This is a genomic window from Xanthomonas vasicola pv. musacearum NCPPB 4379 (assembly GCF_000277895.2).
In the GTDB taxonomy this organism is placed as follows: domain Bacteria; phylum Pseudomonadota; class Gammaproteobacteria; order Xanthomonadales; family Xanthomonadaceae; genus Xanthomonas; species Xanthomonas vasicola.
Genome location: NZ_CP034655.1, coordinates 2,757,052 through 2,783,550, shown reverse-complemented (window position 1 = coordinate 2,783,550; position 26,499 = coordinate 2,757,052). Strand labels below are relative to the sequence as shown.

Below are 26,499 nucleotides of genomic sequence, written 5' to 3'. Positions count from 1 at the left end.
CGACCCCTAACTGACAACTGCCCACAACCCGGCATCAAGCGACTAGCGCTCAGCACGTCTCACTCAGGCTGCAGCAACGCCGTCAACCGCGCGCCGTATGGAACTCCAAGCCCAGTGTTTGCATCCCAACCGGTGGATGCGCGGAAGCCGCCGTTGTTGCCAGCAACGATGTCGCGGAAGGCATCCGGTTGGCCGTACAGGCGCGGTAGCACGAAGTGAGGCTGCATGCGGTTTGCGCCGTAGATGCGCGCAAGTAGGGCCGCCCATAACGGTGCGGCCGCGCTGGTGCCGCCCATCACCGCCGGCTGCCCGTTGATCGACAGGTAGTAGCCGGTCTGTGCATCGGCGTTGGCCGCCACATCAGGGACGCCGCGCATGCTCAATTGGCGTGACTGTTGCTGCAGATCGGTGAGACGCAGATCCTTCTGCCAGGCTGGTCGTGCAAAGAACCTGCTTTCTCCGCCGCCACCGTTCGCCCATGCCTGCTCGTTAGCGCTGTCTGCCGTCACCTGTAGCCGGGTGCCGCCGCAGGCGAGTACGAACGGGCTGGATGCGGGGAAGCAGACATTCAAACCCGGCTGCCCGTTGCTGGCGCCATCGTCGCCTGCGGCGATGCACACGGTGATGCCCATCAATGCAGCGGCCCGAAACGCACAGTCGTAGGCCTGGCGCGATTGCGGCGTCCATTGCGATTCGGTGAAGCCCCAGCTGATGGCGATGATGCCGGGAGAGTGCTCGGCATCGTGGATGGCGGCGTTGATCGCTTCCAGAAAGCCGTTGTCGGTGTTGGGCGCGAAATACACCACCAGTTTGGCACCCGGCACGAGTGTGCCGGCGATCTGGATATCCATTTGCGCTTCGACATCGGCATTTGCGGTGCCGTGACTGACGGTATTGGTGGCGCCGGGTAACAGCACATCCACCAACGTCGGCATGGGGACTTGTAGCTGCGCAAAATAAGCGGCCATCTGCTCGCCTGCATAGCCACCGCCCAGCGCGATGATGCCGATGCACTGCCCGCGACCGTCGTGCTCGGGAAAGCCGTACAACTGCGCCAGCTGCGGGGGCGTGTACTGCATGATGGGGCCATCTTCCTTTGCTACCGGCGTGGGTGGCCGCGTCGCGGTTGGCAGGGATGCGGTTGCGTCAGGCGCGCTGGGCAGTGTCTGTGCCTGCTGGCGCGCATCCAGCCCCAGCACCGCGGTGACGATGCCGGTTAATGCCTGTGGAATCGACACAGGGCCGGTGCGGCCGCGATAGCGCAATGTGCCGTGCACGTATTCGCGCAGGCAGACCTGGAACGCGGCTTCGCATTGCTGCACGGTGCCTTCAAGAATCATGTTGCCGCTGTCTGCGTGCGTGCGCTCGACGGTCAACCCATAGCTGGCGGCAAAGTCGGCAACGGCCTGCAGATCTGCGGCACTGGCGGCGAAGCGTTCGCTGAACTCCGCGCGCGTGAACGCAACCGGCAGCGTGTTGGCTTGCAGTTGCAAGAGCACATCGGCGGCGGCATTCAGTGCCGGCATGCGCACCGCGAGCAGCACGCGCAGGCGTTCGTCCTGGGGCGGTTGTCCAGCCTCCGTGGTGAAGGGTGCGGTGTGGCGCTCACTGCCAGTGAGAATCGTGTGCATGCAGGGGAAGTCCATGTAGGTGGGTGAGCCGATAGTGGTTGGTGCAGAAGCGGAGGTACCCCGCTGCAGGAATACCGAAGCAAGCGCTACCGCAGACATCACTGCATTCTGCATGCAATGCGATGCCTTGGGTGTATGTGCGGCTGCTGCCACGTTCGATTGATCGCGACACAACGTGTTGACCTGTTGATCGTTAGATGTCCTGGTCGGCTGCTAGCGACGGCAGGGAGGTGCAAAACGGTCATGTCACCGGCATGCGCCTCAGATGCAGCGACAGCGCGCCGCGTGGTTTGCAGGGCCGGCGACCTGGTGCATCCAGGGCCACTGCGAATACGACGGTAATCGGCCCACACACCGTGGCGGTGTGCAGATTTCCGCACGGGTGTCTGACCGCTGTCACAAGACGTGACGCGTGAAGGCGCGCACGATGGGCCACGATCATTCGAGGGCGCAACGATGGACCGTAGAACCTTTCTGCGTCAGGGCATGGCGGCGACTGCGGCCGTGGGTACAGGTGCTGCGCTGGCACTACCTGCCACGGCAGCAATGGCAACCACCGCGCCGGCGCCAGCGCTTCCCCGCCTGGAACCGTTGCCTTCGGCGGCGCATGTCGGCAGCACGCTGTGCAGCTTTACCCACCTGCAACAGCACTGGACCGTATACGAGCATCTGGACGATCCGCAAGGACAGCTCACATTGTGGAGCGACAGCGGCATGCTGCGGCTGGACAAGCGCACCGAGCCGGCCTATCCGGCCGAGGGCAAGCCGTACTTCGGGTTGCCGCTAGCCGAAGTGGCGATGGCCGAAGCCGACCTGCTGGCCGACCGTCTGCTGCGCGATGGCGACCCGGACGAGGCACAGGTGCGCGATGTGGCGCCGCCGCCGGGGTCCTTGCTCGACCCCAAAGATAACGGCGGCCGTTGGCCGTGGACCACTTTCGTCGGCACACGTGAAAGCCTGGACACTATGCCGATCCTGCCCAACGGGCGCAGCCGCACCTCGCGACCGGAGCATGCCTTCAAGGAGTTGGGTGAGGAGGCGCTGATCAGACGCCGCGAAGAAGGCATGCTCGGTGGCTGGATGCCGGCAGTGCGCAAGGTGATGCGCCGCAAGGGCGAACCGGACAGCTGGTACGACGTGCTGGTGTTTGCCGATGTGCGTGCACGCGATCGCTTTGTGGTGCAGACCTGGCATCGCACGATGAAGGTACAGGCAGGCGCCATCGTCGCGGTGCACTACACACACAGCTACCCCGAATTTGCGCCATCACGTAGCGCCGCCACGGCCGAACAGTTCTATGCGGCGTTGATCGATTTCGCTGCGTACTGGCAGCAGGCGCTGGACGGCACCGTGCAGGCGAAGCTTCCCGATGCCAGCTGGAACGACATGGCGCAGTTCGCGTTCGCGCGCGAGTTGGTGGTACGCCCCGGCGGCGATTACCCCAAGTACGGCGCGGTGGAGCGCGATTACTACGGCAACGAATACGACGGCTTCCAGGACACGTTCACCAGTTCGCTCTACGCCAATCTGGAGTGGGGCCGCTTCGCACAAGCTGCTGCGGTACTCGACAATTACTTCGATGACTTCGTGCAGGACGATGGCTTGCCGAATATGCGCGGGCCGGAGGTAGGGCAATTCGGGCTGACCTTGTCGTTGCTGGCGCGGTACCTGCGTTACACCGGCGATGCGCCACGGCTGCGTCGCTTGTTGCCCAAGATCGCCGCTACCGCGCAGGTGTTATGCGCCTTGCACGACCAGGCGCTGGCGTTGCCGCGCAGCGCACATGGCCATGGCCTGCTGCACGGTTGGAACGAATCCGATGCCTGCCTGTTTCCCGATCCATCGCTGTGGTGGAAGCCTTATTACGCCAACAGCGCATTGACTATTCGCGGCTGGGAAGACATCGCACAGGTGTGGAGCACGCTCGGCGGCGATGCAGGCCAGGCCACGCAGTGGCAGCGCCGCGCGAAGCAGCTGCGTGCACGGCTGGAAGCCAGCCTGCGTGCCAACGTGCGTCGCGACCTCTCGCCGCCGTATGTGGGCCCGCTGCCCGGCACCAAACTGACCTTCCGCCAATCGCTGCTGCAGGAAAAACCCAGCGAACAGCAATGGCCGCACCGTGCCTATGCCGAACTGCTGCAGGCCGATGTATTGCCGGACGACCTGGCCAATCTGGTGATCGATTGCGTGCGCGGCCATGGCGGCACAAGTATCGGCGTGGTCGCCAATATCGCGCCGCCGGAGCCAGGCAGCCGCGATCTGCTCGGTTTCATTTCCTATGGGTATGCGCAACAGCTGCTGCGGCTGGATCGCATCGAAGAATATCTGCTGTTCGTTTACGCGCATCGCTATCAGGTGCACACGCGTGGCAGCTGGACGGCCGGCGAAGTCAGTGGCATCACCGGTGGCATGCCGTTGTTCTGCATCCCCGCGCAAATGACCATCCCGCTGCTGCTGCGCTGGATGTTGGTCAGCGACGACAGCCTGGGCGAACAGCTGTTTCTTGCCCGCGCGGTACCGCGCGCATGGTTGGGCAGCGGTGCGCCAGTGGGCATCACCGCTGCGCCCACGCGCTGGGGCACGGTTACGCTGATGTTGCGCAACGATGCTGCGGCGCGTTGCATCAGTGCCGATGTGCAGCTGCTGGAGCGTGCGACCAAACGCACCTGGCTGACCCTGCGCGCACCCGCAGGCACGCGCCTGCAACGTGTGCTGGTCGATGGCAAGCCGGTGCGGCCGCAGGGCCCGCATGCAGATCGCGTCGCCTTGCCCGGCACTGCTGCGTTGGTGAAAGTGCAGGCGTGGTACGTGTGATCGCAGCCGCGCGACGAGCAAGCGTCGCTGACCCGCGGCTGCCTCGCAAAAGATTCAGTGGCTGTGGTGCTGCAGACGAAGCCCACCACAGTGCCCAACACCGTCCGCGCACAAGTGCTGTTGTCGATCGCAAGAGACCAGGGCACATCGGATGGCCGCACCGGCGTGTTGATGCTTAGGCAATAAAGGTATGCCCGGAAACGGGCGCAAGCACGCGATTTTCCGCACGCGGCCCGACTAAATTCGTCAAGACGGCGCGGCTGTGTTGCCGCAAGATGTTTTTAACGTAACGCGTGTATGCCAAAGCACCAGCTCTCAGGGGAGAGCAGTGTCGTTGCAGTTGCAGTTGCAGTCCTTTGCATTCGTAGATACCTGCCGTTGAGCCGGCAGGCCGGTGCAGTTTCTGTCGTGATCGATTTCCCATCTGTGCGCTGTTCCGGTGCGGCTTGGCCGTGCGCGGTCGCGCACGAAGGTGGGCCATTCCCTGTGTCAGCACAAGGATTTCAGATGTCGCCCAGCCGCGCTGCTGTTCTTCCCAAACGACTTGCTTTGCAGACCACCACGCTCGCTAGCGCGTTGATGTTCGTGCTGGCGGCCACCGCCGTGCCAGCTGCCGCGCAGCAGCGCAGCGATGGCGCAGACGATGACACCCAGACCTTGGATAAGGTCAACGTCACTGGCACCCATCTGCGCCGCGTCGATGCCGAAACCGCCAGCCCGGTGGTGGTGATCGACCGCCAGCGCATCGAAGACAGCGGGCAGAGCACGCTGGGACAACTGCTGCAGCGCTTGCCCATGATGGCCGGCTTCCAGACCGGGCCTGCGCTTAATTCCAGCTTCAGTCACGGCCGCGCGCTGGTATCGCTCCGTAATCTTGGGCCCAAACGCACGCTGGTGCTGGTCAACGGCCATCGCATGGCGGGGCCTGCCAGCAGCGTGGCATCGGCACCGGGCGTGGACGTCAATGCCATCCCCGCGGCGATGGTGGAGCGGGTGGAAGTACTCACCGACGGCGCCTCGTCGGTGTATGGCTCCGACGCAATCGGCGGCGTGGTCAATGTCATTCTCAAGGACAAATACGACGGTTTTGCAGCCACCGTGGACTACGCGCAGAGCACGCATGGCGATGCCAACCGGCGCACGCTCGGGCTGGAATGGGGCAAGAGCTGGGAGCGCGGCGGGCTGATCCTGGGGCTTAGTCGCAACTCGATGAATCCGGTGTTCAATCGCGACCGCAGTTACGCGGCCAAGGCGGTGGAATATCTCGATGGGCAGGTCAGCGAGATCCGCGGTGGCAATACCCGTGCCTTCCTGACCGACGGGCGCGTGCTGACACCGGTGAGTGGCGTTGCGCCGGGTCCGGTCGGCGAAGATGCCTTCCGCCCCTACAATCGGGCCACCGACAGCTACAACGTCTACGACACGCAGTACCTGATCACCCCAATCGAGCGCACCAACGCCTCGCTGCACGGCAGTTTCGACTTCACTTCGAGCGTGCAGGGCTACATCGACGTCTTCTGGACGCGCAGCAAGACGGTCTCGCGGCTGGATGCCTATGGCCTGGAAATGCAGGACGCAGTGGACAACTACTACAACCCGTTCGGCGATCAACTGGACGGCTACTATGTGCGCTCCCCGCAGGCCAATACCCGCGTCTACACCTCCACCATGTTCCAGACCAATATCGTTGCCGGCCTGCGTGGGCGCGTCGCCGACAGCAGCTGGCAGTGGGATGCGGCGGCCGGCTATGCGAACTACAAGGACACCTTGGTACGTAACGGATTCTCGGTGACATCCAAATTGAACAACGCGGTTGGCGCCTCGTTCCTGGACAGCGATGGAGCGGTCAAGTGCGGCGCGCCCGGTGCGGTGATTGCCGGCTGCACGCCGATCAACGTCTTCAATCCCAACGATCCGGCCACCATCGCCGCATTGCGAGACACCCAGCTGGCGGTGGATCTAATCGACAAGAGCCAGATGCGCTTTGTCGATATCAGCGCCAACGGCGATCTGTTCACACTGCCAGCCGGCGCGGTGCAGGCCGCGGTCGGCCTGGTGTATCGCACCAATAAGTTCGCGCAGGGCACGACAAGTGATGTGGCCGCTGCCGATGCCGATGGCAATTGCGACTACAACGACGGCTGCATCCTCAAGCAGGGGCGCGACGAGTCGGTGAGAGAGGCCTATGCAGAATTGCTGGTGCCGCTGCTGAAGGATGCGCCGCTCGCAAACGAGTTGAATCTGAATCTCGGCTCGCGCTATTCCAAGTACGACGCTTTGGGCAGCACCACCAACAGCAAGGTCGCGATCGAGTGGCGGCCGATTGGGAATCTATTGGTGCGCGCCACCGGCTCGCAGGTCTTCCGCGCGCCAGCGTTGGGCGATTTGTATGGCTCGCCCTACAACAGGGTGATCGACAATACCGGCGACTTTCAGGACCCGTGCACGGGCTTCACCGGTGCGCCAAATCCAGCCTGCGCAAATGTGCCCAACGACGGCAGCTTCACCAACACCGCGCAGTTCAACGTGGTGACCTCCGGCGCCAACAATGTGGGCTTCAAACTCAAGCCCGAGCGTGGCCGTTCCTACAATGTTGGCTTGGTCTATGACCCGGATCAGGTACGAGGGTTATCGCTCAACGTGGACAGCTGGCGAGTCGTGCTGGACGACATGCTGAGCGGCGTGGGCTTACAACAAGTGGTCAATGATTGCTTCGACGGCAGCGAAGCCGCGTTCTGCCCGCTGATTCAACGCGATGCCGCGGGCCAGCTGACGCGCGTGTCGGTGCCGTTCGCGTACAACAGCGGCAAGGTCGATATTCGCGGCTATGACGGCGGCATCCATTACACGTTGGCCGATACCGCCTGGGGCGCGTTTGCGGCGGGGGTGGATGCCACGTTCTTTTCCAGCTACCGCTTTGCGGGCGATACGCATAACTACGTTGGCGAAAATTCCAGCTGGGGCAACATGCCGCGCTGGCGCGCAGTGGCCAATCTGGCCTGGGACAAAGGCCCGTGGCATGCGAGCTGGAATACACGTTACCTGGGTCGTACCGTCAACGGCAGCCAGTACGAAAATTTCTGCGCCGACACCAATGCCGACGGCAGTTGCGCCTATTTCCGGATCGGCTCGGTGGTGTATCACGACGCCTCGTTGAGCCGGAAGATTACATCGCTGCATGGCACGCTTGCGGTGGGCGTCGACAATCTGGGCGACCGTCAGCCACCACGGTTCTACAGCTACTCCAATGCGGCCAATACCGAAGCGAGCACGTATGACACCTTAGGGCGGTATTTCTGGAGCCGGCTACGAGTAGAGTTTTAGATCGGCGAGTAAAACTTCGCGAGCAGTCGTCGGGCGGGCGTGGACGGCACGCAGAGATGTTCGCTTTGCGTCTCCGTATTTCGTGTTGAGGCATGTGTTGCCAGCACGAATAACTATGGTGAGCAACGCTGCGTTACATGGGGTGCCATGTAGTGGGGAGTACTGCAGTTGTCTATCGTCCGATGCGTGCCAGCCGCCGCATCGACCGCGCTGTCTGCACGCTAATGGGATGGATGGATGAAGGAGTTACGTTGGACGTCGTTTCTGGCTCGGCACCGGCGCTGGTTGCGCTTGACCCGGCGCGCCGGCGCCGCTGCGCTGTTATGGACATGCATCATGTTTGGCTGGCCACTTGCAGTCGCACAGCAAGCCCCGATCGCCCAGCCCAACGCGATGCTCGGCGAGCCGCTGTTCCGCGGCCTGGACCACCCGATGCCCGACAGTGCCGTGCCGTTTGCACCGGGCGGGCAACTGGCGCGGATTTATGCTGCCGATGTTGCGCATGGGGCAGGGCAGGCGCCGGGCAATGATTTCTGGATCGACCGCATGCTGGCGCGTGAAGGAACCGGCGGTGGCTTCGACGATCGCAACGACTGGCTGTTTACCCGTGGGCGTGCCGCATATTTGACGTATCACGCGCCTGATGCGCCGGGATTCGTCGGGCAGGTAGCGTACTGGCATTCCACCGATTACGACGCGCTGTTTCACATCTACACCGCGCTGGGCAAGCGTCGTGTCGAATGGAAGGAGCGTTCGCAGCTGCGGCGGCAGACGCCGAGTTATTTCACGACAGTGTTCGAAGATGCCGGCGCGGGCGTGCGCATGCAGTTGGTCAAGTACATCACCGAGCAGAACGTGGCGGTTGCCAGCGTCGTGCTATCCAGTCTGGATGGCGCGGCGCATTCGGTATCGCTGCAAGCAGTCTCCCCGATTACCCAGCGTGCCGATGGCAAGGAGCTGACCGGCGCATTCGACGCCTACAACCACATCACAACGGTATTTCCGCGTCTATCCGGCGATGGATTCCATGTCGAGGGGCAACGCCTGGTTCGCGAGGTGGACATTCCCGCCAGCGGCGAAACCGCAGCAATCAAGTTGCAGCTTGGCATGCTCACCCACGAGTTGCCCGAAGCGCGCGCCGAGTACACGCGCATTGCCGCGCAAACGCCGCAGCAGGCCTACCAGCAGCATGTGGCCAGCTATAACCACTGGTGGGTGGACAACCTGCCGTACCTGGACACGCCCAACGAGAACATCAGCAAGAGCCTGTTCTACCGTTGGTGGGTGCTGCGCTTCAACTTTCTCGATGCCAACGTCCCCGGCAACGACTACCAGTTTCCGGTCGCCATCGAGGGCGTGCTTGGCTACGACAATGCCATCGTGTTGACGGCCGGGATGTTCCTGGACGATCTGAAATACCTGCGCAATCCGCTGTACGCCTATGGCACCTGGCTCAGCGCGGGCGAAACCGCGGGCGGTGGCAAGTACACCGACAACCCGGGCTCGCCGGAGAACTGGTCCAATTCCTACGCGCAATACATCACAGCCGCAGCATGGCGGTCGATGCAGATCCACGGCGGGCCGGCGGCACTGGCGGGCAAGCTGGCACGTTATGGCAGCGGTGACGTGGATGGTGTGTTGGCCGCCTACGATCTCAATCACAACGGCTTGATCGAATACGACTGGGCGGCGATGACCGGGAACGACGCCGATGCGGTGTCGTTCGATTGGGCCGACCAGCATGGCCAGATTCGCATGGACCGTACCGAAAGCGCCTACGTCTACGCCAATGCACAGGCGGCGGCGCAGGCGGCGACACTCGCCGGCGATACGGCGACTGCGCAGCGCATGCAGGCCACCGCACGCCGCATTCGCAAGGCCGCGCTGGAGGTGTTGTGGCAGGATCACAGCGACACGCCCGATTCGGTCGGCCTGTATGGCGATCTGCTCAAGCATCGCCAGGCCGACGGGCCGCGGTTGGCGGTCGATTGGAAGGAAACCAACAACTACTATCCCTTCAGCGTGGGCTTGATGCCCAAGCAGGGCGATACTGACTACGACCCCAAGTATGTGCGCGCGCTGCGGCTGTTCGCCGACGCAGCGCAATATCCGCTATTTCCGTTCTACACCGCCAACCAGGTGGACATGCACGCGCGTGGCAGCGGCCCCGATGTGGGCAGCAATAATTTCTCCACCATCAATGCGACCGTGGCGTTCCGTTTGTTCGGCTCTGTCTTGCGCGATTACCCCAGCCCGTATTTGAACGCGCAGAGCTATCGCAAATTGCTGTACTGGAACGCGTGGGCGCCCTTCATCAATGGCGACAACCGCTATCCGGACCAGAACGAATTCTGGGCCAAGGGCAGTGCCAGGACCGGCGGCAAGATCGGCTATCGCTCATGGATCCACCACACCCAGCTGGGCGCAACCAATTTCACCATGATCGAGGATGCGATGGGCTTTCGCCCGCGCAGCGACGGCAAGATCGAGTTGTATCCGATCGATATCGGTTGGGATCATTTTGGCGCCGATAATCTGCGCTATCGCGACCGCAATCTGAGCATTGTCTGGGATCGCGATGGCAGCCACTACGGCGGGCGCATCCCGAAGGGCTACAGCGTCTATCTGGATGGCCGCTTGGCATTTCGCGTGGATCGGCTGGCACACGTGATCTACGACCCGACCAGCGGGCAGGTGAGTGCCGCGCCGGATGCAGTCAATCGCAATGGCGCAGCGCACGTGCTTGAATCGCATCCTGCGTCAGTGGCGTCGATGACACAGGTGTCGTTCGCTGACGGCACGCGGATCGCGCAAATGCTGGCCAAGGCCGGTGTGGATCTGACGTTGCCGCCAGCGCATAGCCGGAACCTGGCGCAGGGCGCGCGTGTCAGCGCCAGTTTTGCTGCTGCTGGTTTGCCAGCAACGGCGGCAGTGGACGGTAGTACTGCCAGTACGCCGTTCTGGGGCACCGCAGGCTCGCCGTCGGCCAGCGACTGGATTGCACTGGACCTGGGCGGTATGCGGACGCTGGATCAAGTGGTGCTGTACCTCTATCGCAGCTCGTCGCCGGGCGGCGATCAGAATGGCTTTCCGTCCGGAACGCAGCCTGGCTACGCGGCACCGTGGATTTACACCGTGCAATATCAGGACGGCAGCGGGACGTGGAAGACCGTTCCCGGGCAGGTGCGCGATACCACGATGGCCGAAGGCAATCGCAATCGGGTGCGCTTTCCGGCGATCCATACCGCTGCGCTGCGCGTGGTAGTCACCCATGCCGGTGCCGCGCGTACCGGCATCAAGGAAATCCAGGTGTTCGATAGCGGCTTGCCGGCGCCGGCATTTGCCGGCAATACCCCGCCGCAGGTGCAGGCATGGCAGTTGGACACGCCCGGCGCCGACGGCGCGGTGGTGCTGCAGGCACGCGTTGGCGATGACGGCTTGCCCAATGGCACGCTGCAGGCGCGCTGGCGCGTGCAGCAGGCACCGGAAGGCGGCGATGCGGTGTTTGCCGACGCAGCTGCGCTGCAGACCTCGGTGCGCTTCACCCGTGCCGGGCAGTACACCTTGCGCCTGGTTGCCAACGATGGGGCGCTGATGGGGCATGCCGATGTGCAGGTCAATGCACCTGCCTCTCGCCCGCTACAGCGTATTCCGTTACAGGCCATGGCCAGTGTCAGTGCGCAACTCACCGGCATGCAGTACCGCGTGCAGTCCTTGAACGATGGGTTTATCCCACAGGCAGGCAGCTTTCCCAGTGGCAACCTGCGCTGGGGCAGCTATGGGCTCGACCAGCCAGCCACGGTGTGGCTGCAGTATCAATGGCCACGCCCGGTGCGGCTGTCGTCCAGTGCGCTCTATCTGTGGAACGACCAGCCCAACGGCGGTGTGGCCGCGCCTGCCGGCTGGAAGTTGCAGATGTTGCAGGATGGACGTTGGCAGGACATCGTCAGCACCAGCGGGTACCCGATTGCGGCAGCAGCCACCGGCGCCGCAAGCACCGCCAGCTTTGCGCCGGTGGTGACCACCGCGCTGCGCGTGGTGTTGACGACTCAGACCACGGCCAACGGACATGCCGCCATTGGTGTGGACGAATGGCAGGCGCTGTCGGAGTTGCCCAAACAGATGGAGGCGATCGATCTACGCACAGCCCCTGGGCAGCTACCGACGCTGCCACAGGAGATCACCGCGTTCTTTGCCGATGGCAGTGTGCTGCCGGTGGCGGTGCAATGGTCCGAGCTGACCGCCAGCCGCCTGGGCCACGAAGGTACGGTGGAACTGCAAGGCCTGGTCGAAGGCGCGATTCCCATCAAGGCCACTATCTGGATACGCGCAACGCCGCCCGGGCAGATCAACACCGTGCAGCCGCTGCCGACGGTGACTGCGGTGGTCGGGCATGCGCCGACGCTACCGGGTTTTGTCACGGTGCAATACAACGATGGCTCGCGTGAACGCCTGCCGGTGCAATGGCCCACGCTGCAGGCCGCACGTTACGCACAGCCTGGCGAGATCCAACTCACCGGCACCGCGCAAGGGCGTGCACCCATTGGAAAAGTGTCGGTGCCGCTGGTGTTGCAGATCAAGGCGGTGACGCCATGATGCGTGCGTTCTTCCGCGTGGTCGTGCTGGCCTGCGGGGTTTCGCTGGCCAGCGCTCCGGCCTGCGCCATGCAGCCGCCGCAGGGAACGCAGCTGCACGCACCCGGCAACCCCATCCTCGCCGACGGCAGCGAATATTCCGCTGACCCTGCGCCGCTGGTAGCCGATGGCAAGCTGTACATCATTGCCGGCCGCGATACTGCTGCTCCCAATCTCAATGCCTTCGTCATGCCTGGCTGGCAACTATTCGTCAGCAGCGATCCGGCCAGCGGCGAGTGGACCCACTACCGCGATTTGCTACGGCCCCAGCAAGTCTTTGCCTGGGCAGACAAGCGGTATGCCTACGCGTCCCAGATCGTGCAGGGCCCAGATGGGCGCTATTACCTGTATGCGCCGGTGCAGCAGCGCGATTCGCCCAACGACGATCCTTTCGCAATCGGCGTGGCCGTGGCCGACAGTCCACTCGGCCCGTGGACCGGTGCACACCCGCAAGGTCCGGTGGTCTCGCAGTCGGTGCCGGGCCGCAACGACATACAGAACATCGACCCGACCGTGATGGTGGACGACGACGGACGGGGGTATCTGTATTGGGGCACCTTCGGCGCGTTGTACGGCGTGGAGCTGCAGCGCGACATGGTCACCTTCAAGGGCACGCCAGTCCTGGTGGACACGCTGGACGGCTATTTCGAAGCACCCTGGTTGTTCAAGCGCAACGGCACCTACTACCTGGCGTATGCGGCCAATAATGCCGGACGTCTTTCGCCATGCACGCCCACGCTGTATCACGCGTGCATCGCCTATGCGAGCGCGCCAACACCGCTCGGCCCGTGGACGTACCGCGGCATCGTGTTGCCGCCGGTGTCCTCCACCACCTCGCATCCGGGCATCGTTGAATTTCAAGGCCAGTGGTATCTGGTGTATCACACTGCCGACGCGCAGGGCGGCGGGCATTTCCGCCGCAGCGTGGCGATCGACCGGCTGCAATGGGTCGACAGCACGCAACCGGCCAGCATCCGCACCGTTGTGCCGACGCGGCGCCCCATGCCGCCGGTGCCGCCCATGCGCAATCAAGCGCCGTCGGCCTATGCAACTGCGTCCAATGGCCCGGATATTCCCGTGCAGTACTGGATCGCCGCACTCAACGACGGCATCGTCAAAGCCAACCCATTGCCGCCGGAGATGTGGGCCAGCTGGACGGACAACAACCCACCGCAGCAATGGCTGCAATACAGTTGGGCGCAACCGATCACCGTGAATCGCACGCGCATCGTGTTCTGGGCCGATCATCCGGCAGGTGCCGACGTCGGCGTGGCGCCGCCAGCGCGCTGGCATCTGGAATACCGGCACGCGGGGCGATGGCAGCCGGTGCAGCCGAGCGATGGCTATGGCACGCGCACCGATCACGATGAAGCGGTGTCGTTCGCGCCGGTAACAACGCGTTGCGTGCGTGTGGTGATGGATGCCTCTGGCAACGCTGCCAGCTACGCTGCGCTGGCGGTGCAGGAGTGGGAAGTGCTGGCCCCACAGCCACAACGCCTGCCACACGCTACTGCCGCCGACAGCAAGCGTTGCGATGCGCCGTGAAGCAACGGACAAATTTCCGCGTGCGGCAGTCGAGCGGGTGCTGATGGTGCACAGGCGGCGGAGTGCACTGGCGGTGGATGACGATTCGGAGTCCATGTGCCGAACGGACGTGCCTGATGAGCGCGCACCAGGTTTTTCAGGCGCGCTTATGCGCTTTACACAACATAATCAGCAGAGGTTCCGGACGCAGGTAGCCGGCGCACCAGCACTCACTAGCGACCTGCTGCAACGGACATCGAGTGTGTTTGCCGCAGCGATTGCAGTCACCGGCTCGGCCGTCGTCCTTCAACGCCACGCTGTCATTCCACATATTCCATGAGGTCGCAGTTGCCAAATTTCCCCGCCACGCGCTTAAGCGCCATCGCAGCGTGGTGCGTCGCTCTCGCACTCATGCCGCTCCTGCCAGCGACTGCAGCGCCCTTGGCCGCGCCTACGCCAGCGCAGTACGCGCAGGCGATGGGCTTGTCCGATCATTACGCCGCGCTGGTGGACCGGCAGCCCACGGCGCCGGTGTGGGTGGATGCCGGGCATTTCCTGTATCGGCGTGGCGTGGCGCGCAGCAACCAGCTGCCGGCGATCGAATACCGCTTGGTGGATGCCGCGAGCGGCCGCAACGCATTGGCCTTCGACCATGCGCGGCTGGCCACAGCATTGACGCAGGCCGGTGCCAAGGCGGTCGATGCAACGCAACTGCAGCTTGAGGAGCCCACCCTGGAACAGCAGCGCCTGAGCTTCCAGTTGGCGAAGCTGGGCTGGCAATGCGATCTGCAGCGCTATCGCTGTGCGCATCTGCCCGAACGCGACGTGCCGTCCGAATCGATGGACATGCGCCTGCCGCTCAAGCAGGGCGAACGCCAGGCCAAATTGTCGCCGGATGGTCGCTGGCGCGCCTGGGTGGAGCAGGCCAATCTGGTCATCGCGCCGGTCGGCAGTCACGAGCGCAGCGTGCTCAGCCACGATGGCAGCGCAGAAGATTACTACGCACTCGACAGCGTGGTGTGGTCGCCGGATTCGCAGCATCTGGCGGCGTATCGGGTCAGGGCGCCACCGCCGCGCATGGTGTATTACATCGAATCGGCGCCCGCCGATCAGCTGCAGCCGAAGTTGCATCAACAGGTCTACCCCAAGCCGGGCGATGTGTTGCCGGTGATGCAACCAGTGTTGTTCGACGTCGCCACGCACGCGGCGCATCCGGTGGCGATGACCTTGCTGCCCAATGCCTTCACCTTGAGCGAGATGGTCTGGTGGAAGGACAGCCGCGGGCTCACCTTCGAATACAACGCACGCGGTCACCAGCTGTACCGGGTGATTGAAGTGGACGCACGCACGGCCGCCGCGCGCACGCTGGTCGAAGAAACATCGCCCACCTTCATCGAATACTCCGAGCTCAGTGGCGAGCATGAAAGCGGTGGCAAGCACGCGCGCCAAGATCTGGACGATGGCGCGCAGATCGTGTGGGCATCCGAGCGCGATGGCTGGGAGCATCTGTATCTGTACGACGGCCACAGCGGCGAGGTGATCCGCCAGATCACCCGTGGCAACTGGGTGGTACGCAAGCTCGATCGCATCGACGAAGCCGCAGGGCAGGTGTACTTCACTGCCTCCGGCATGCAGCCCGGCGAAGACCCGTATTACCGCCACGCCTATCGCATCGGCCTGGATGGCAGCGGGTTCACCGCTTTAACGCCGGTTGCGGCCGATCATGAGGTGCGTTATTCGCCGGATGGCAAATGGATGCTGGACCTGTATTCGCGGGTGGACCTGGGCCCGGTACTGGAGTTGCGGCGCAGCGTAGATGGCAGCCTGGCACGCACCGTGGAGCACACGGATCTGAGTCGCCTGCTGGCGGCCGGGTGGCAAGCGCCGCTGCCGTTCCACACCACCGGGCGCGATGACAAGACCGAGATCTGGGGCGTCATCTATCGCCCGCAGCGGCTCGACCCGCAGCAGCACTACCGCGTCATCGAAGACATCTATGCCGGCCCGCAGGGCTCATTCGTCCCCAAGAGTTTCAGCACCGCCACACCGTCACTCACCGGTCTGGGGTTTGCGGTGGCGTCCATCGATGGCATGGGTACCAACAACCGCTCGCGCGCCTTCCATGATGTGGCCTGGCGCAATCTCAAGGACGCCGGGTTGCCGGATCGTATTGCCTGGCACAAGGCCGCCGCCGCGCGCTACCCGTGGTACGACATCGACGGCGGTGTTGGTGTGTACGGCACCTCGGCAGGCGGGCAGAACGCATTGGGGGCGCTGCTGTTTCATCCGGAATTCTATGTGGCGGGCGTGGCCAATTCCGGTTGTCACGACAACCGCATGGACAAGATCTGGTGGAACGAACAGTGGATGGGCTGGCCGGTGGGCCCGTGGTACGCCGAATCGTCGAACGTGGAGAATGCCGCGCGCCTGCAGGGGCATCTGTTGCTGGTCACCGGCGACATGGACATGAATGTCGACCCGGCCAGCACCTTCCAGGTGGCCGACCGCTTGATCAAGGCCGGCAAGGATTTCGATTTGCTGGTCGTGCCCGGCGGTGATCATGGTGCCGGCGGTGATTACGGCAGGCGCCGTTTGCTGGATTTTTTCGTGCGCTGGATGCAGCAAACGCCAACGCCGGAGTGGAATCGCACCACAGCAGCGCCGGGGGCAACGGCGCGGTGATGCGTGCGCGCTGGGGGCGCGCGCATTGGCCTGAGCACGATGCGCCGGTCTGCGCGCCGATTCTTGCCATCTTCATCTGCACCCACAATCACCGCACAGCAGTGCGCATGCGCGCGAGCTCGACCGCAGTCATGCCACGACGCATGATCGTTCAGTTGCGAAACATGCTGTTTTCCGCATGCGCTGTCGCCAAATGCGACAAGACGTAGCGTCTACGCACAGGCACATTGTGACCAACTGCTGAAACTGGAGCGCATGGGCGCATCCAGTGCGAAATGCACAGTCTTTCTGACAATGCGCGTTGCTACGTGGCCGTTCGGTCGCCTGCGTCGCTCCTTGTCTGCGTGTCTGCACCACGGCCGCGGCCAGCGGTTGGCTGCAGCATGCGTCCGCCATCTACGTCGACCTGCGCCGCTGTCTGCCGGCACGGGCGTGTGTTGCCCATCGTTTGTCTGTCTTACCACTCAGGAGCCTTGCATGCCGATGTTGCTGTTGCCTCTCTCCCGTAACACCGGCGCGATCACGCGGCCGTTGCCGAGCATGCTTACTACCGCGCTGTTGCTGGCGCTATCGGCAGGTGCGGCAGCGCCGGTGTCTGCGCAACAGGCCACCGGCGGCGATGCAACGCAGACCCTGGACAGCGTGGTCGTCACCGGCTCGCGCTTGCGCCGCGTGGACACCGAAACCGCCAACCCGGTGGTCACCGTTAGCCAGGAACAGATCGCTGCCACCGGCAAAGCGACCGTGGGCGATTTATTGCAGGAACTGCCATCCATCGCCGGCAACGCCACCAATCCTTACACCAACAACGGTGGCGGCACCGGCGCTTCGGCGATCTCGTTGCGTGGCTTGGGCGACAAACGCACGCTGGTGCTGGTCAACGGCATCCGGCTGGCCTACAACGACGTCAACGCCATTCCTTCCAGCATGATCGAACGCATCGAAGTGCTCAGCGACGGCGCTTCTGCGGTGTACGGCTCCGATGCAATCGGCGGCGTGGTCAACTTCATCCTGCGCTCGCGCTTTGATGGCGTGCAGTTCAGCAGCGACTTCGGCACCAGTAGCGAGGGCGATGGCAACCGTCGCAACTTTACCCTGACCACCGGCAAGACCTGGGAGCGCGGCAGCCTGATCGGCGGCCTGTCGTATCACAACATCGACCCAGTGTCTGCAGCGGCGCGCGATTACTCCAAGGACGCGCTCGCGCTGACCAATGGCCAACCGGTGAAGCAGGGCTCCTCTGCCACGCCCACCGGCACGGTCAATTTCAACGATGGGTCGGATCAATCGCAGCTGCTCGCGCAGTCCAATGGCTGCGGGCGCGTCACCCTCAACAGCGGCGTCAGCGGGCGCGCCGGCCCGAACGATTTCCACTGTTACAGCGCCAGCGCAGACTCCTACAACTACCAGCCGTTCAACCTGTTGCAGACCCCGCAAAAGCGCACCAATGCCTTCTTGCTGGGCACCTATCGCTTCAGCGACAGCGTCGAGGGTTACGTCAATACCTGGTTTAGTAAAACCGAATCGGCTTCGATCATTGCGCCAATTCCGATCTTCTCCAATGGCGACAACATCCTGGTGTCGGCACAGAGTTACTACAATCCGTTTGGCGTCAATTTCGGTACCGATCGCACCACTGGCACCTCCTACAACGACCTCAATACACGGGCCACCGTGCTGGGCAATCGCAGCTACCAGTACAACACCTACAACTTCCAGATCAGCCCGGGCCTGCGCGGCCGCTTCGGCGACAGTTCCTGGCAATGGGATGCCACCTTCAACTATGGCAAGGTCAAGCAGAAGTCGATCAACAACGGCTTTCTCGACTATGCCGCGTTCAATCAAGCCATCGGCCCGTCGTTCCTGGACAGCGACGGCACCGTCAAGTGCGGGAGCGCGGGCGCGGCGATTGCCGGCTGCACGCCGTTGAATTTCTTCAACCTCAACGACAGTTCCAACCTGGCGACGTTGCAGGGCATGGTGGTCAATCCCATCGTCACCAGCGTGTACACGGTCAAGCAATTCGAGGCCAATGCCAACGGCACGCTGTTCGAGTTGCCGGCCGGTGCGGCCAGTCTGGCGGCCGGGATTTCGTATCGCAAGGAACGCTCCACCACCACCTCGGACCCGCTATGGACCGGCGATGAAAATGGCCTGTGCGGCGTGATCGAATTCTGCTCGTCCACCTTGAGCGGCAGTTTCGACGTCAAGGAAGCCTATGCCGAAGCACTGTTCCCGCTGCTCAAGGATCTGCCCGGCATCAATGCGCTGAACGTCACCGTGGGCACGCGGTTTTCCGATTACAGCTCGGTGGGCAGCAAGACCAATAGCAAGCTGTCGCTGGAATATCGCCCCATCGAAAACCTGCTGCTGCGCGGCACCGTCTCGCAGGTGTTTCGCGCACCCAATATCAACGAGCTCTACACCGGCGTGACCGGCGATGCGGCAACGGTCAACGACCCGTGCAATGGCTACACCGGCGGCAACAACGTGGCCTGCGCCAACGTGCCCACCGATGGCAGCTACCAGCAGTCGGACGGGCAGGTGTCGGGCAAGGCTTCCGGTGCGGCAGTGGCGGGCTACCAGCTCAAGCCTGAGACCGGCAAGTCTTACGACGTGGGCTTCGTTTACGACCCGCAGTGGATTGATGGCCTGTCGCTGAGTGCGGACTGGTGGCGCATCGATCTGGAAGACACCATCACCACGGTGTCGGCGCAGACCGTGCTGAATCAGTGCTTCGCCAACTCGGCCAGTTCGTTTTGCGCATTGATCCATCGTAATGGCAACGGCACCATCAATTACATCGCCGAGCCCACCGTCAATCTGGGCAAGCTGTGGGCCAAGGGCATGGACTTCAACCTGACTTACCGCTTGCCTGCGATGGCATGGGGCAATGTCACCGCCGGCCTCAACGGCACCTATCTCACCCGTTACGATGTGTTGCCCGACACCACCGATCCCAGCTCGGTCACCATCCACAACGTGGGCCGCTACACCCAGGCCTACGGCAATTTCCCGCGCTGGCGCGCATTGGGCACGCTGAGCTGGGCATTGGACGACTGGAGCGCCACTTGGCGCATCCGCTATGTGGGGCATACCGCCATCGGCAATTCGGATCCGGACCAGAGCCTGTCGGCCGATTCCAGCGAACCGACGGTGGTGCGCAACATCGGCGCCTACGTCTACAACAATCTGCAGCTTGGCTACAACGTGGAGCCCTGGCATACGCGCTTTGAAGTGGGCGTGGACAACATCGCCAACAAGCAGCCGCCGCTGTATTACTCCAACAACGTGGGCAATGCGAACACCGACGTGGCCACTTATGATCTGCTCGGCCGCTTCTACTGGGCACGTGCGACGGTGAAGTTCTGAGTGCGCTGGTGTCTTGCCGCGCTGCGCGGCCGGGTGCGACCGGTCGTGCAGACGCCACGTCACGGCCAGCCTTGCCAGTGCAGCGACGATGACGTTATTGCAACTGCGCGCGCAGTGCGTGCGCGCCATCAGGAGTTGAGCTGACCTCATGACCGATACGCACGCAAGCGAATCGACCTGCACCCACACGCTGTCGCTATCGCGGCGGCGCTTTTTGGCCTGGAGCAGCCTGGCGGTTGCGGCAGGATTCCTGCGGTTTCCGGCCCAGGCCAGCGCTGCGCAACCGGGCAGCGTGCGCGCAGTGCCGCTTGCCCAGGTCCGGCTCATGCCATCGCTGTTCCTGGATGCGCTGAACACTAACCGGCGCTATCTCATGCGGCTGCAGCCGGACCGCCTGCTGCATAACTTCGTGCTGTATGCCGGCCTCGACCCGCAGGCGCCGGCCTATGGCGGTTGGGAAGCGGACACCATCGCCGGGCATACGCTCGGTCACTATCTCAGCGCTTTGGCCCTCATGCATGCGCAAACCGGCGATGCGCAGTGCCGCACGCGCGCCGGCTATCTGGTCAGTGAACTGGCGCGCTGCCAGGCACATGCAGGCGATGGCTATGTGGCCGGTTTCACGCGCAAGAATGCAGCGGGAAAAATCGAGAGTGGGCGGGCGGTCTTCGACGAACTCAAACGCGGCAAGATCGACCCGGCGCCGTTTTATCTCAACGGCAGCTGGGCACCCCTGTACACCTGGCACAAACTGTTTGCCGGACTGCTCGACGTGCATGCGCATTGCGATAACGTGCAAGCGCTGCAGGTGGCGGTGAGCTTGGCTGGATACCTGCAGGGAATTTTCTCAGCGCTCGACGACGCGCAATTGCAAAAAGTGTTGTCGTGCGAATTCGGCGGCCTCAACGAATCGTTCGTCGAGCTGCATGTGCGAACCGGCGATGCGCAATGGTTGGCGCTGGCGCAGCGCCTGCATCACCACGCCGTGCTCGACCCATTGGTCGCCCAGCGCGATGAACTGGTGCACCAGCATTCCAACACCAACATCCCCAAGCTGATCGGCCTTGCCCGCGAGTACGAGGTCACCGGCGATGCCGCATCCGGCGCCGCAGCGCGCTTCTTCTGGCACACCGTCACCGACCACCACACCTATGTGATCGGCGGCAACGGCGACCGCGAATATTTCCAGCAGCCGGACAGCATTTCGAAGTTTCTCACCGAGCAGACCTGCGAGCACTGCGCCAGCTACAACATGCTCAAGCTCACCCGTCATGTGTATCAATGGGGGCCGCAGGCGGAGCTGTTCGATTACTACGAGCGCACCTTGCTCAACCATGTGATGGCGCAGCAGCATCCACGTACCGGCATGTTTACCTATATGACACCGCTGCTGGCCGGCGAAGCGCGCGGCTGGTCGTCGCCATTCGACGATTTCTGGTGCTGCGTCGGCAGTGGCATGGAAGCGCACGCACAATTCGGCGATTCCATCTACTGGCAGGACGGGCAGGGCGTCTACATCAATCTGTACGTGCCCTCCACGGTGCGCGATGCCGCCGGCCTGGACATGACCTTGCACAGCGCCTTGCCGGAGCAGGGCAGTGCATCACTGCGCATCGATGCGGCGCCGCCAGCGCAACGCACGCTCGCACTGCGCGTGCCAGGTTGGGTGCAACAGCCGCACCTGCAACTCAATGGCCAGCCAGTCGATGGCAGCGCCAGCGATGGCTATCTACGCATCACGCGCGTCTGGCAGCCCGGCGATACCTTGAGCCTGTCGTTCGACATGCCGCTGCGCCTGGAAACGACCCCGGACGATCCGGCCTGGGTCTCGGTGCTGCGCGGGCCGTTGGTGCTTGCGGTCGATCTGGGTGATGCCGCCAAACCGTGGTCGGGCAAGAGCCCGGCATTGATCGGCGGCCAGGACATCCTGCAACGCCTGCAGCCAGTGCCGGGCAAGAACGCGTTCACCTACAGCGATGGCGCACAACAGTGGCAGTTGTCGCCGTTCTACGCCCAGTTCGACCGCCGCAGCGCGGTCTATCTGGAACACCGCGACGCCGCCGCATGGCAGCAACGCCAGACCGAACTGGCGGCAGTCGCGGCGGCGCAACACGCACTCGACACCCGCGCGCTCGATCGCATCGCGCTGGGCGATGAAGCCTCCGAAAAAGCACACGCCCTACAAAGCGAAAGCTCGTATCCACTTAGCTACCGCCGCCGCGCGGGACGCGACGCCCGCACCGGCGGCTTCATCGCCTTCATCCTGCGCAACACCGCCCAGGCCCGCATCCTGCGCCTACGCTACTGGGGCGACGAAACCCGCCGCCGCTTCCGCATCCTCGCCGACGGCGAACTCATCGCCAACGAACGCCTTGACGGCAACCGCGGCCTGGAGTTCGTCGATGTGGACTACGCATTGCCAGCAACGATCGCCGGCCGCGACACCCTGCAGATTCGCATCGAACCGGAGACCGGTTATTCGGCAGGGCCTGCATTTGGGTGTTGGGTGCTGGAGTCGGCGCGAAGATAGCAGCGATCACGACTTCGCTTTATGAGTGGGACCGGCGGCTGCAGTCGACCAGGGAGTAGCTCTGCCTGAAGGCAAAAAGGCTGATGAAGCAGAACGAATCGTGCTCTGCATAAGTGGGATAACACCATTTCACCCAGCCGCAAATTCGCTGCTTCCGCGCAAAGTAACTAGAGCTTCGATGGTCCTTGCTTTCATCCGGTTAAAGCGCTTTCTTGCATTTGACTTCGGCTCTTCAAGTGAGGAGACTTCGAAACTGTGCATTTGGGAGATGGTGGAGAGGCTAATTGGACAGCGAAACAAATTCGCTAGCAGCGAGGATTCGGGCCGCCAGGATTGGGGTCGGAATGTCTCAGACCGAGCTAGCGCAAAAATTGGACGTCAACCGGGCAACGGTCGGGCACTGGGAACGTAAAAACGGATTTGCTCCTAGCATCGATCACCTGTATGCGATGAGTAGTGTACTGCGAGTGAGTCCAAACTGGCTGTTTCACGGTGAGGATCGTCCGAAGCTCCCAGAGGTGGGCGGAGTACGTGCGGGGCTCGAGTCAAAAATGCTTTCCCTATCAAAGCATCTGCCAGTGTCATTCCTGGCAAGCGTGGTAGCGCTTCTTGAGAATGCTGAAAATTATTTATAGATGTGCACTGATCAACGCTACTCAGGGAGCAGGACAACGACCTCGAACACGGAGGTCGTGTTCAGTCCATCGACTTTCTGCTGTCTCCAGATTGCTCGTGGTGAGTTCCCAGATCACAGGCGCCCTCTGCAGTGGCAGGCTGAAATTGTCTTCGCTTTAGTCGTAGGTTCAATAGCGCACGCAGCGTCAGTATCTGTGCAGTGTTCTTCGCTATGCCTGGATAGCGCATACAACTGTTGTAAAAAATTGGGGTGTCGCATCGTTTCCAGCAGGCAAGGTTGACGGTCGGGCTGTGCTGGCTTCTAGGAGTGCGGATCAGAAGATTCTCGTCAAGGCCATCCACGCACCACTTCATTCATCACAGCGACAAGCCTCCTGGCGCGTACGCTTGCCGTTGTGCCACGCGCTGGTAATGGAGAGCTGCATCGTTGTCGCCTAGTTAGGTTAAGCGTGATCGCTGCAGGACATCTAGATTCGTTTATGTCGTCAATGACAAACAGCAGTTGCTGTGCTGTGCACAGCAACGCAGTTGCATGTGAAGTCCTTGTGTAGATTAATTAGGTCGGGCATGGATCGCCTTGCGATGCATTCGCCTGATTTAAGCAAGAGCCTACTTAAACTTCCTAAAAAGGATGCAGCATGGAACGCAAGTCTGTCGTACTGGAAGATCTATTGGATGATGTCGCTCCCACCACCAACACGACCACCGAGTTGGGTATCGTGATCACTATCGCCGTCGTCATTTTGTAAGTAAGTGCCGACGCACCCCCCCCTCCGTCGTCTGCAGGAGGGGGGCCTGATTATGGCAAGTGATGCGTTATATACGGACTTTGAACGCTTACGTGATGGTGAAAGCAATGCATGACCAAAGAAGCTATCTGTCTGACAAAGAATGTTTCCCGCAGCTCAGTGCATTAGCAGCCGCAGCCGATGACTGCGTGGCAAAAGGTAGGGCTGAGCACCTGACCCATGATTGCCGGGCGTGGTTCGATAGCCTGTTGCTCTCGGATGACTTGTCACGAATTGTTGTCCAATCCTTGCAGTCCGTAGCCAATGGAGATCTCGTGCACCCCGATTGGCTCTCCAAGACTGCCGAGGAATGGGTGGTCTTGGAGACAAGGGATTATTCACTGCGACTGGTTGCGCGTAAACCTCGCCCGGCTCCATTACTGCAGAGCCTAAACTTCAACTGCCTTGTTGGTAACATGAGCGGTCAGGAGTTTTCGATTGCACGCTATTACTTTCCGCCAGACTCTAAGGAAACTCTGAACAACTCCCCTTGATCCTGCGACAATCACACAGACGCAACGGGACAACGACGATGCAACTGACCTTCGGCGATGCGGAGTACAACGGCAAGCGCAAGCGGACGCGGCGTGAGGTGTTCTTGGCCGAGATGGACCAGGTCGTGCCGTGGAAGGATCTGCTGGCACTGATCGAACCGCACTACCCGAAGTCGGGGCAGCCGGGGCGACAGCCGTATCGGCTGGAGACGATGCTGCGCATCCACTTTTTGCAGCAGTGGTACGCACTGAGCGATCCATCGGCGGAAGAAGCACTGTACGACACGGTGTCGATGCGCCGTTTTGCGAAGATCGGCGGGCTGGATGAGGTGCCGGATGAAACGACGATTCTCAACTTCCGGCATTTGCTGGAGCGGCATGATTTGGCGCGCAAGCTGTTCAACCGGGTCAACGCGCACCTGTCGCGTAAAGGGCAGAGTCTGCGGGGCGGGACGATCGTGGATGCCACGATCATTGCGGCGCCAAGTTCGACCAAGAACAAGGATGGCGAGCGCGATCCGGACATGCACCAGACCAAGAAGGGCAACCAGTACTTCTTCGGGATGAAGGCGCACATCGGGGTGGACGATGAGTCGGGCCTGGTGCACCACGTGGAATGCACGGCGGCCAACGCAGCGGACATCACGCAGGCGCACAAGCTGCTGCACGGCAAGGAAGACACTGTGAGCGGCGACAGCGGCTACACCGGGCTGGACAAGCGCGATGAGATGAAGGGCAAGCGCACGCTGCGCTACCTGATCGCGGAGAAGCCCTCGAAGCTGAAGCAGATCAAGAATAAGCGCGAACTGAAGTTGGCCAAGCGCTGGGAGCACACCAAAGCCAGCCTGCGTGCGAAGGTGGAACACCCGTTTCGGGTGATCAAGCGTCAGTTTGGTTACGTCAAGGTGCGCTATCGCGGTTTGGCGAAGAACACCGCACAGGTGCTGACGCTGTTTGCACTATCGAATCTGTGGCTGACGCGCAAAGCGTTAATGCCTGCTGCGGGGAAGCTGTGCCTGTAATCCAGGCAACACCCCGCAAACGTGCCGAAACCGGCAAAAAATCGGCGATTTGAGCGCCCTCAGCGCGGCGGATGCGGTTGCTTCGTTTTCCGGTCGCGTTGATCAGACCATCCCTAAGGACATTTAATGGCATTCAGTCTATATCCCGCAGTGCAAGGCAGCGCTAGCGTGGAAGACCTTGTTTCTTACTGCCGCAGCCACGTTAATTATGGCGACTACGACAGCATTTTGGGTGCCTCGGACGTGCTCTCGGCACTGGCCAACGACCGCGAACTACTGGTGAGGGCAATCAATTCGACGTTGCTGGAGCGGGATGACTACTTCAATGATAATATGGGCGTTTCGAGCCAATCGATCATTCTGCATTCCGATCCGACATTCAAGATTCGCGCGAATGTGTGGAAGGCGCCCGTTGCACGGGCAGGTAGCATGGTCCACGACTCCAATCTCTATTCATACAATTACGCACATAATCACAACTTTGAGTTGCTGACGGTAGGCTATCTAGGTAGTGGCTATTGGACAGAAATTCATGAATGCAAGCCAGATCGTATCCAGGGCTACATCGGTGAAAGGGTGGAGCTTGCCTATATGGAAAAGACGTCATTGCCTCGGGGCAAGGTTATCCTATTCCGAGCTTGCGAAGATGTGCATACCCAACTGCCTTGTGAGGAATTGTCGATATCGCTTAACCTTCTTGTCGTGCCGCCGTATGAGCGGCTTGCTGATCAGTACAGCTTCGACGTCACCAAATCGCAGATCACCGGAGTCATAACTTCTCCTAACGTGGGGTGCATGTCGTTGCTAACCTTTGCCGCGCTGCTGGGAACGACTGAAGCCTACAACTCCATAGAGCAACTCGCCTTTGGTAGCCGTCATTGGCGTGTGCGCAATGCGGCACTAGAAGTGGCTAGCCTGCTTGCTCCAGGGGAGAGAGACGGGCTGTGGCGCAGAGCCGAACGTCATGCAGATCCGGCGGTCCGCCGTTCGGCGAGGAGGTGGCTGGACCGGGAGCAGAGCGAAGCCAAATGACCGGTTTCTTTCGAGA

Annotated in this window: 12 protein-coding genes; 11 read left to right on the top strand and 1 reads right to left on the bottom strand. The window is 62.1% G+C overall.

Annotated elements, in window-relative coordinates; all coding sequences use genetic code 11:
* Nucleotides 1–59: 59 nt before the first annotated feature.
* Nucleotides 60–1,631 carry a S53 family peptidase gene (locus tag KWO_RS12920; protein ID WP_017112187.1) on the bottom strand — a complete coding sequence of 524 codons (1,572 nt, stop codon included), beginning with the start codon at nt 1,629–1,631 and terminating at the stop codon, nt 60–62.
* A gap of 456 nt (nt 1,632–2,087) precedes the next feature.
* On the opposite strand from KWO_RS12920, the gene KWO_RS12915 reads away from it, so the two are divergent.
* The 11 genes from KWO_RS12915 (at nt 2,088) to KWO_RS12855 (ending at nt 26,483) form a co-directional block, all read left to right on the top strand.
* Complete coding sequence (locus KWO_RS12915; RefSeq protein ID WP_010378161.1) at nt 2,088–4,445, top strand: glucosidase family protein; 2,358 nt, start codon at nt 2,088–2,090, stop codon at nt 4,443–4,445.
* A gap of 507 nt (nt 4,446–4,952) precedes the next feature.
* On the top strand, nt 4,953–7,769 hold the full coding sequence (locus KWO_RS12910; RefSeq protein WP_026113231.1) for a TonB-dependent receptor domain-containing protein: 2,817 nt from the start codon (nt 4,953–4,955) through the stop codon (nt 7,767–7,769).
* A gap of 237 nt (nt 7,770–8,006) precedes the next feature.
* A complete protein-coding gene (locus tag KWO_RS12905) occupies nt 8,007–12,365 on the top strand; it encodes an Ig-like domain-containing protein (protein WP_010378156.1) in 4,359 nt (1,452 codons plus the stop codon).
* Nucleotides 12,362–13,948, top strand: a complete 1,587-nt coding sequence (locus KWO_RS12900; RefSeq protein WP_017113850.1) for a family 43 glycosylhydrolase — start codon at nt 12,362–12,364, stop codon at nt 13,946–13,948. Before KWO_RS12905 ends, KWO_RS12900 begins: the two co-directional genes overlap by 4 nt.
* 315 nt (nt 13,949–14,263) lie before the next feature.
* On the top strand, nt 14,264–16,609 hold the full coding sequence (locus tag KWO_RS12895) for a S9 family peptidase (RefSeq protein ID WP_017112183.1): 2,346 nt from the start codon (nt 14,264–14,266) through the stop codon (nt 16,607–16,609).
* 477 nt (nt 16,610–17,086) lie between these two features.
* Nucleotides 17,087–19,981, top strand: coding sequence for a TonB-dependent receptor domain-containing protein (locus KWO_RS12880; RefSeq protein WP_010378142.1), 2,895 nt, complete (start codon nt 17,087–17,089; stop codon nt 19,979–19,981).
* A gap of 148 nt (nt 19,982–20,129) precedes the next feature.
* On the top strand, nt 20,130–22,511 hold the full coding sequence (locus tag KWO_RS12875) for a glycoside hydrolase family 127 protein (RefSeq protein WP_010378140.1): 2,382 nt from the start codon (nt 20,130–20,132) through the stop codon (nt 22,509–22,511).
* A 344-nt stretch (nt 22,512–22,855) separates the two neighbouring features.
* Nucleotides 22,856–23,146, top strand: coding sequence for a helix-turn-helix transcriptional regulator (locus KWO_RS12870; RefSeq protein ID WP_235047229.1), 291 nt, complete (start codon nt 22,856–22,858; stop codon nt 23,144–23,146).
* A gap of 842 nt (nt 23,147–23,988) precedes the next feature.
* On the top strand, nt 23,989–24,429 hold the full coding sequence (locus KWO_RS12865) for a hypothetical protein (RefSeq protein ID WP_227479767.1): 441 nt from the start codon (nt 23,989–23,991) through the stop codon (nt 24,427–24,429).
* Between the two features lie 38 nt (nt 24,430–24,467).
* A complete protein-coding gene (locus KWO_RS12860) occupies nt 24,468–25,451 on the top strand; it encodes an IS5 family transposase (protein ID WP_017113471.1) in 984 nt (327 codons plus the stop codon).
* A gap of 126 nt (nt 25,452–25,577) precedes the next feature.
* Nucleotides 25,578–26,483 carry a hypothetical protein gene (locus KWO_RS12855; RefSeq protein WP_010375075.1) on the top strand — a complete coding sequence of 302 codons (906 nt, stop codon included), beginning with the start codon at nt 25,578–25,580 and terminating at the stop codon, nt 26,481–26,483.
* Nucleotides 26,484–26,499: the final 16 nt, after the last annotated feature.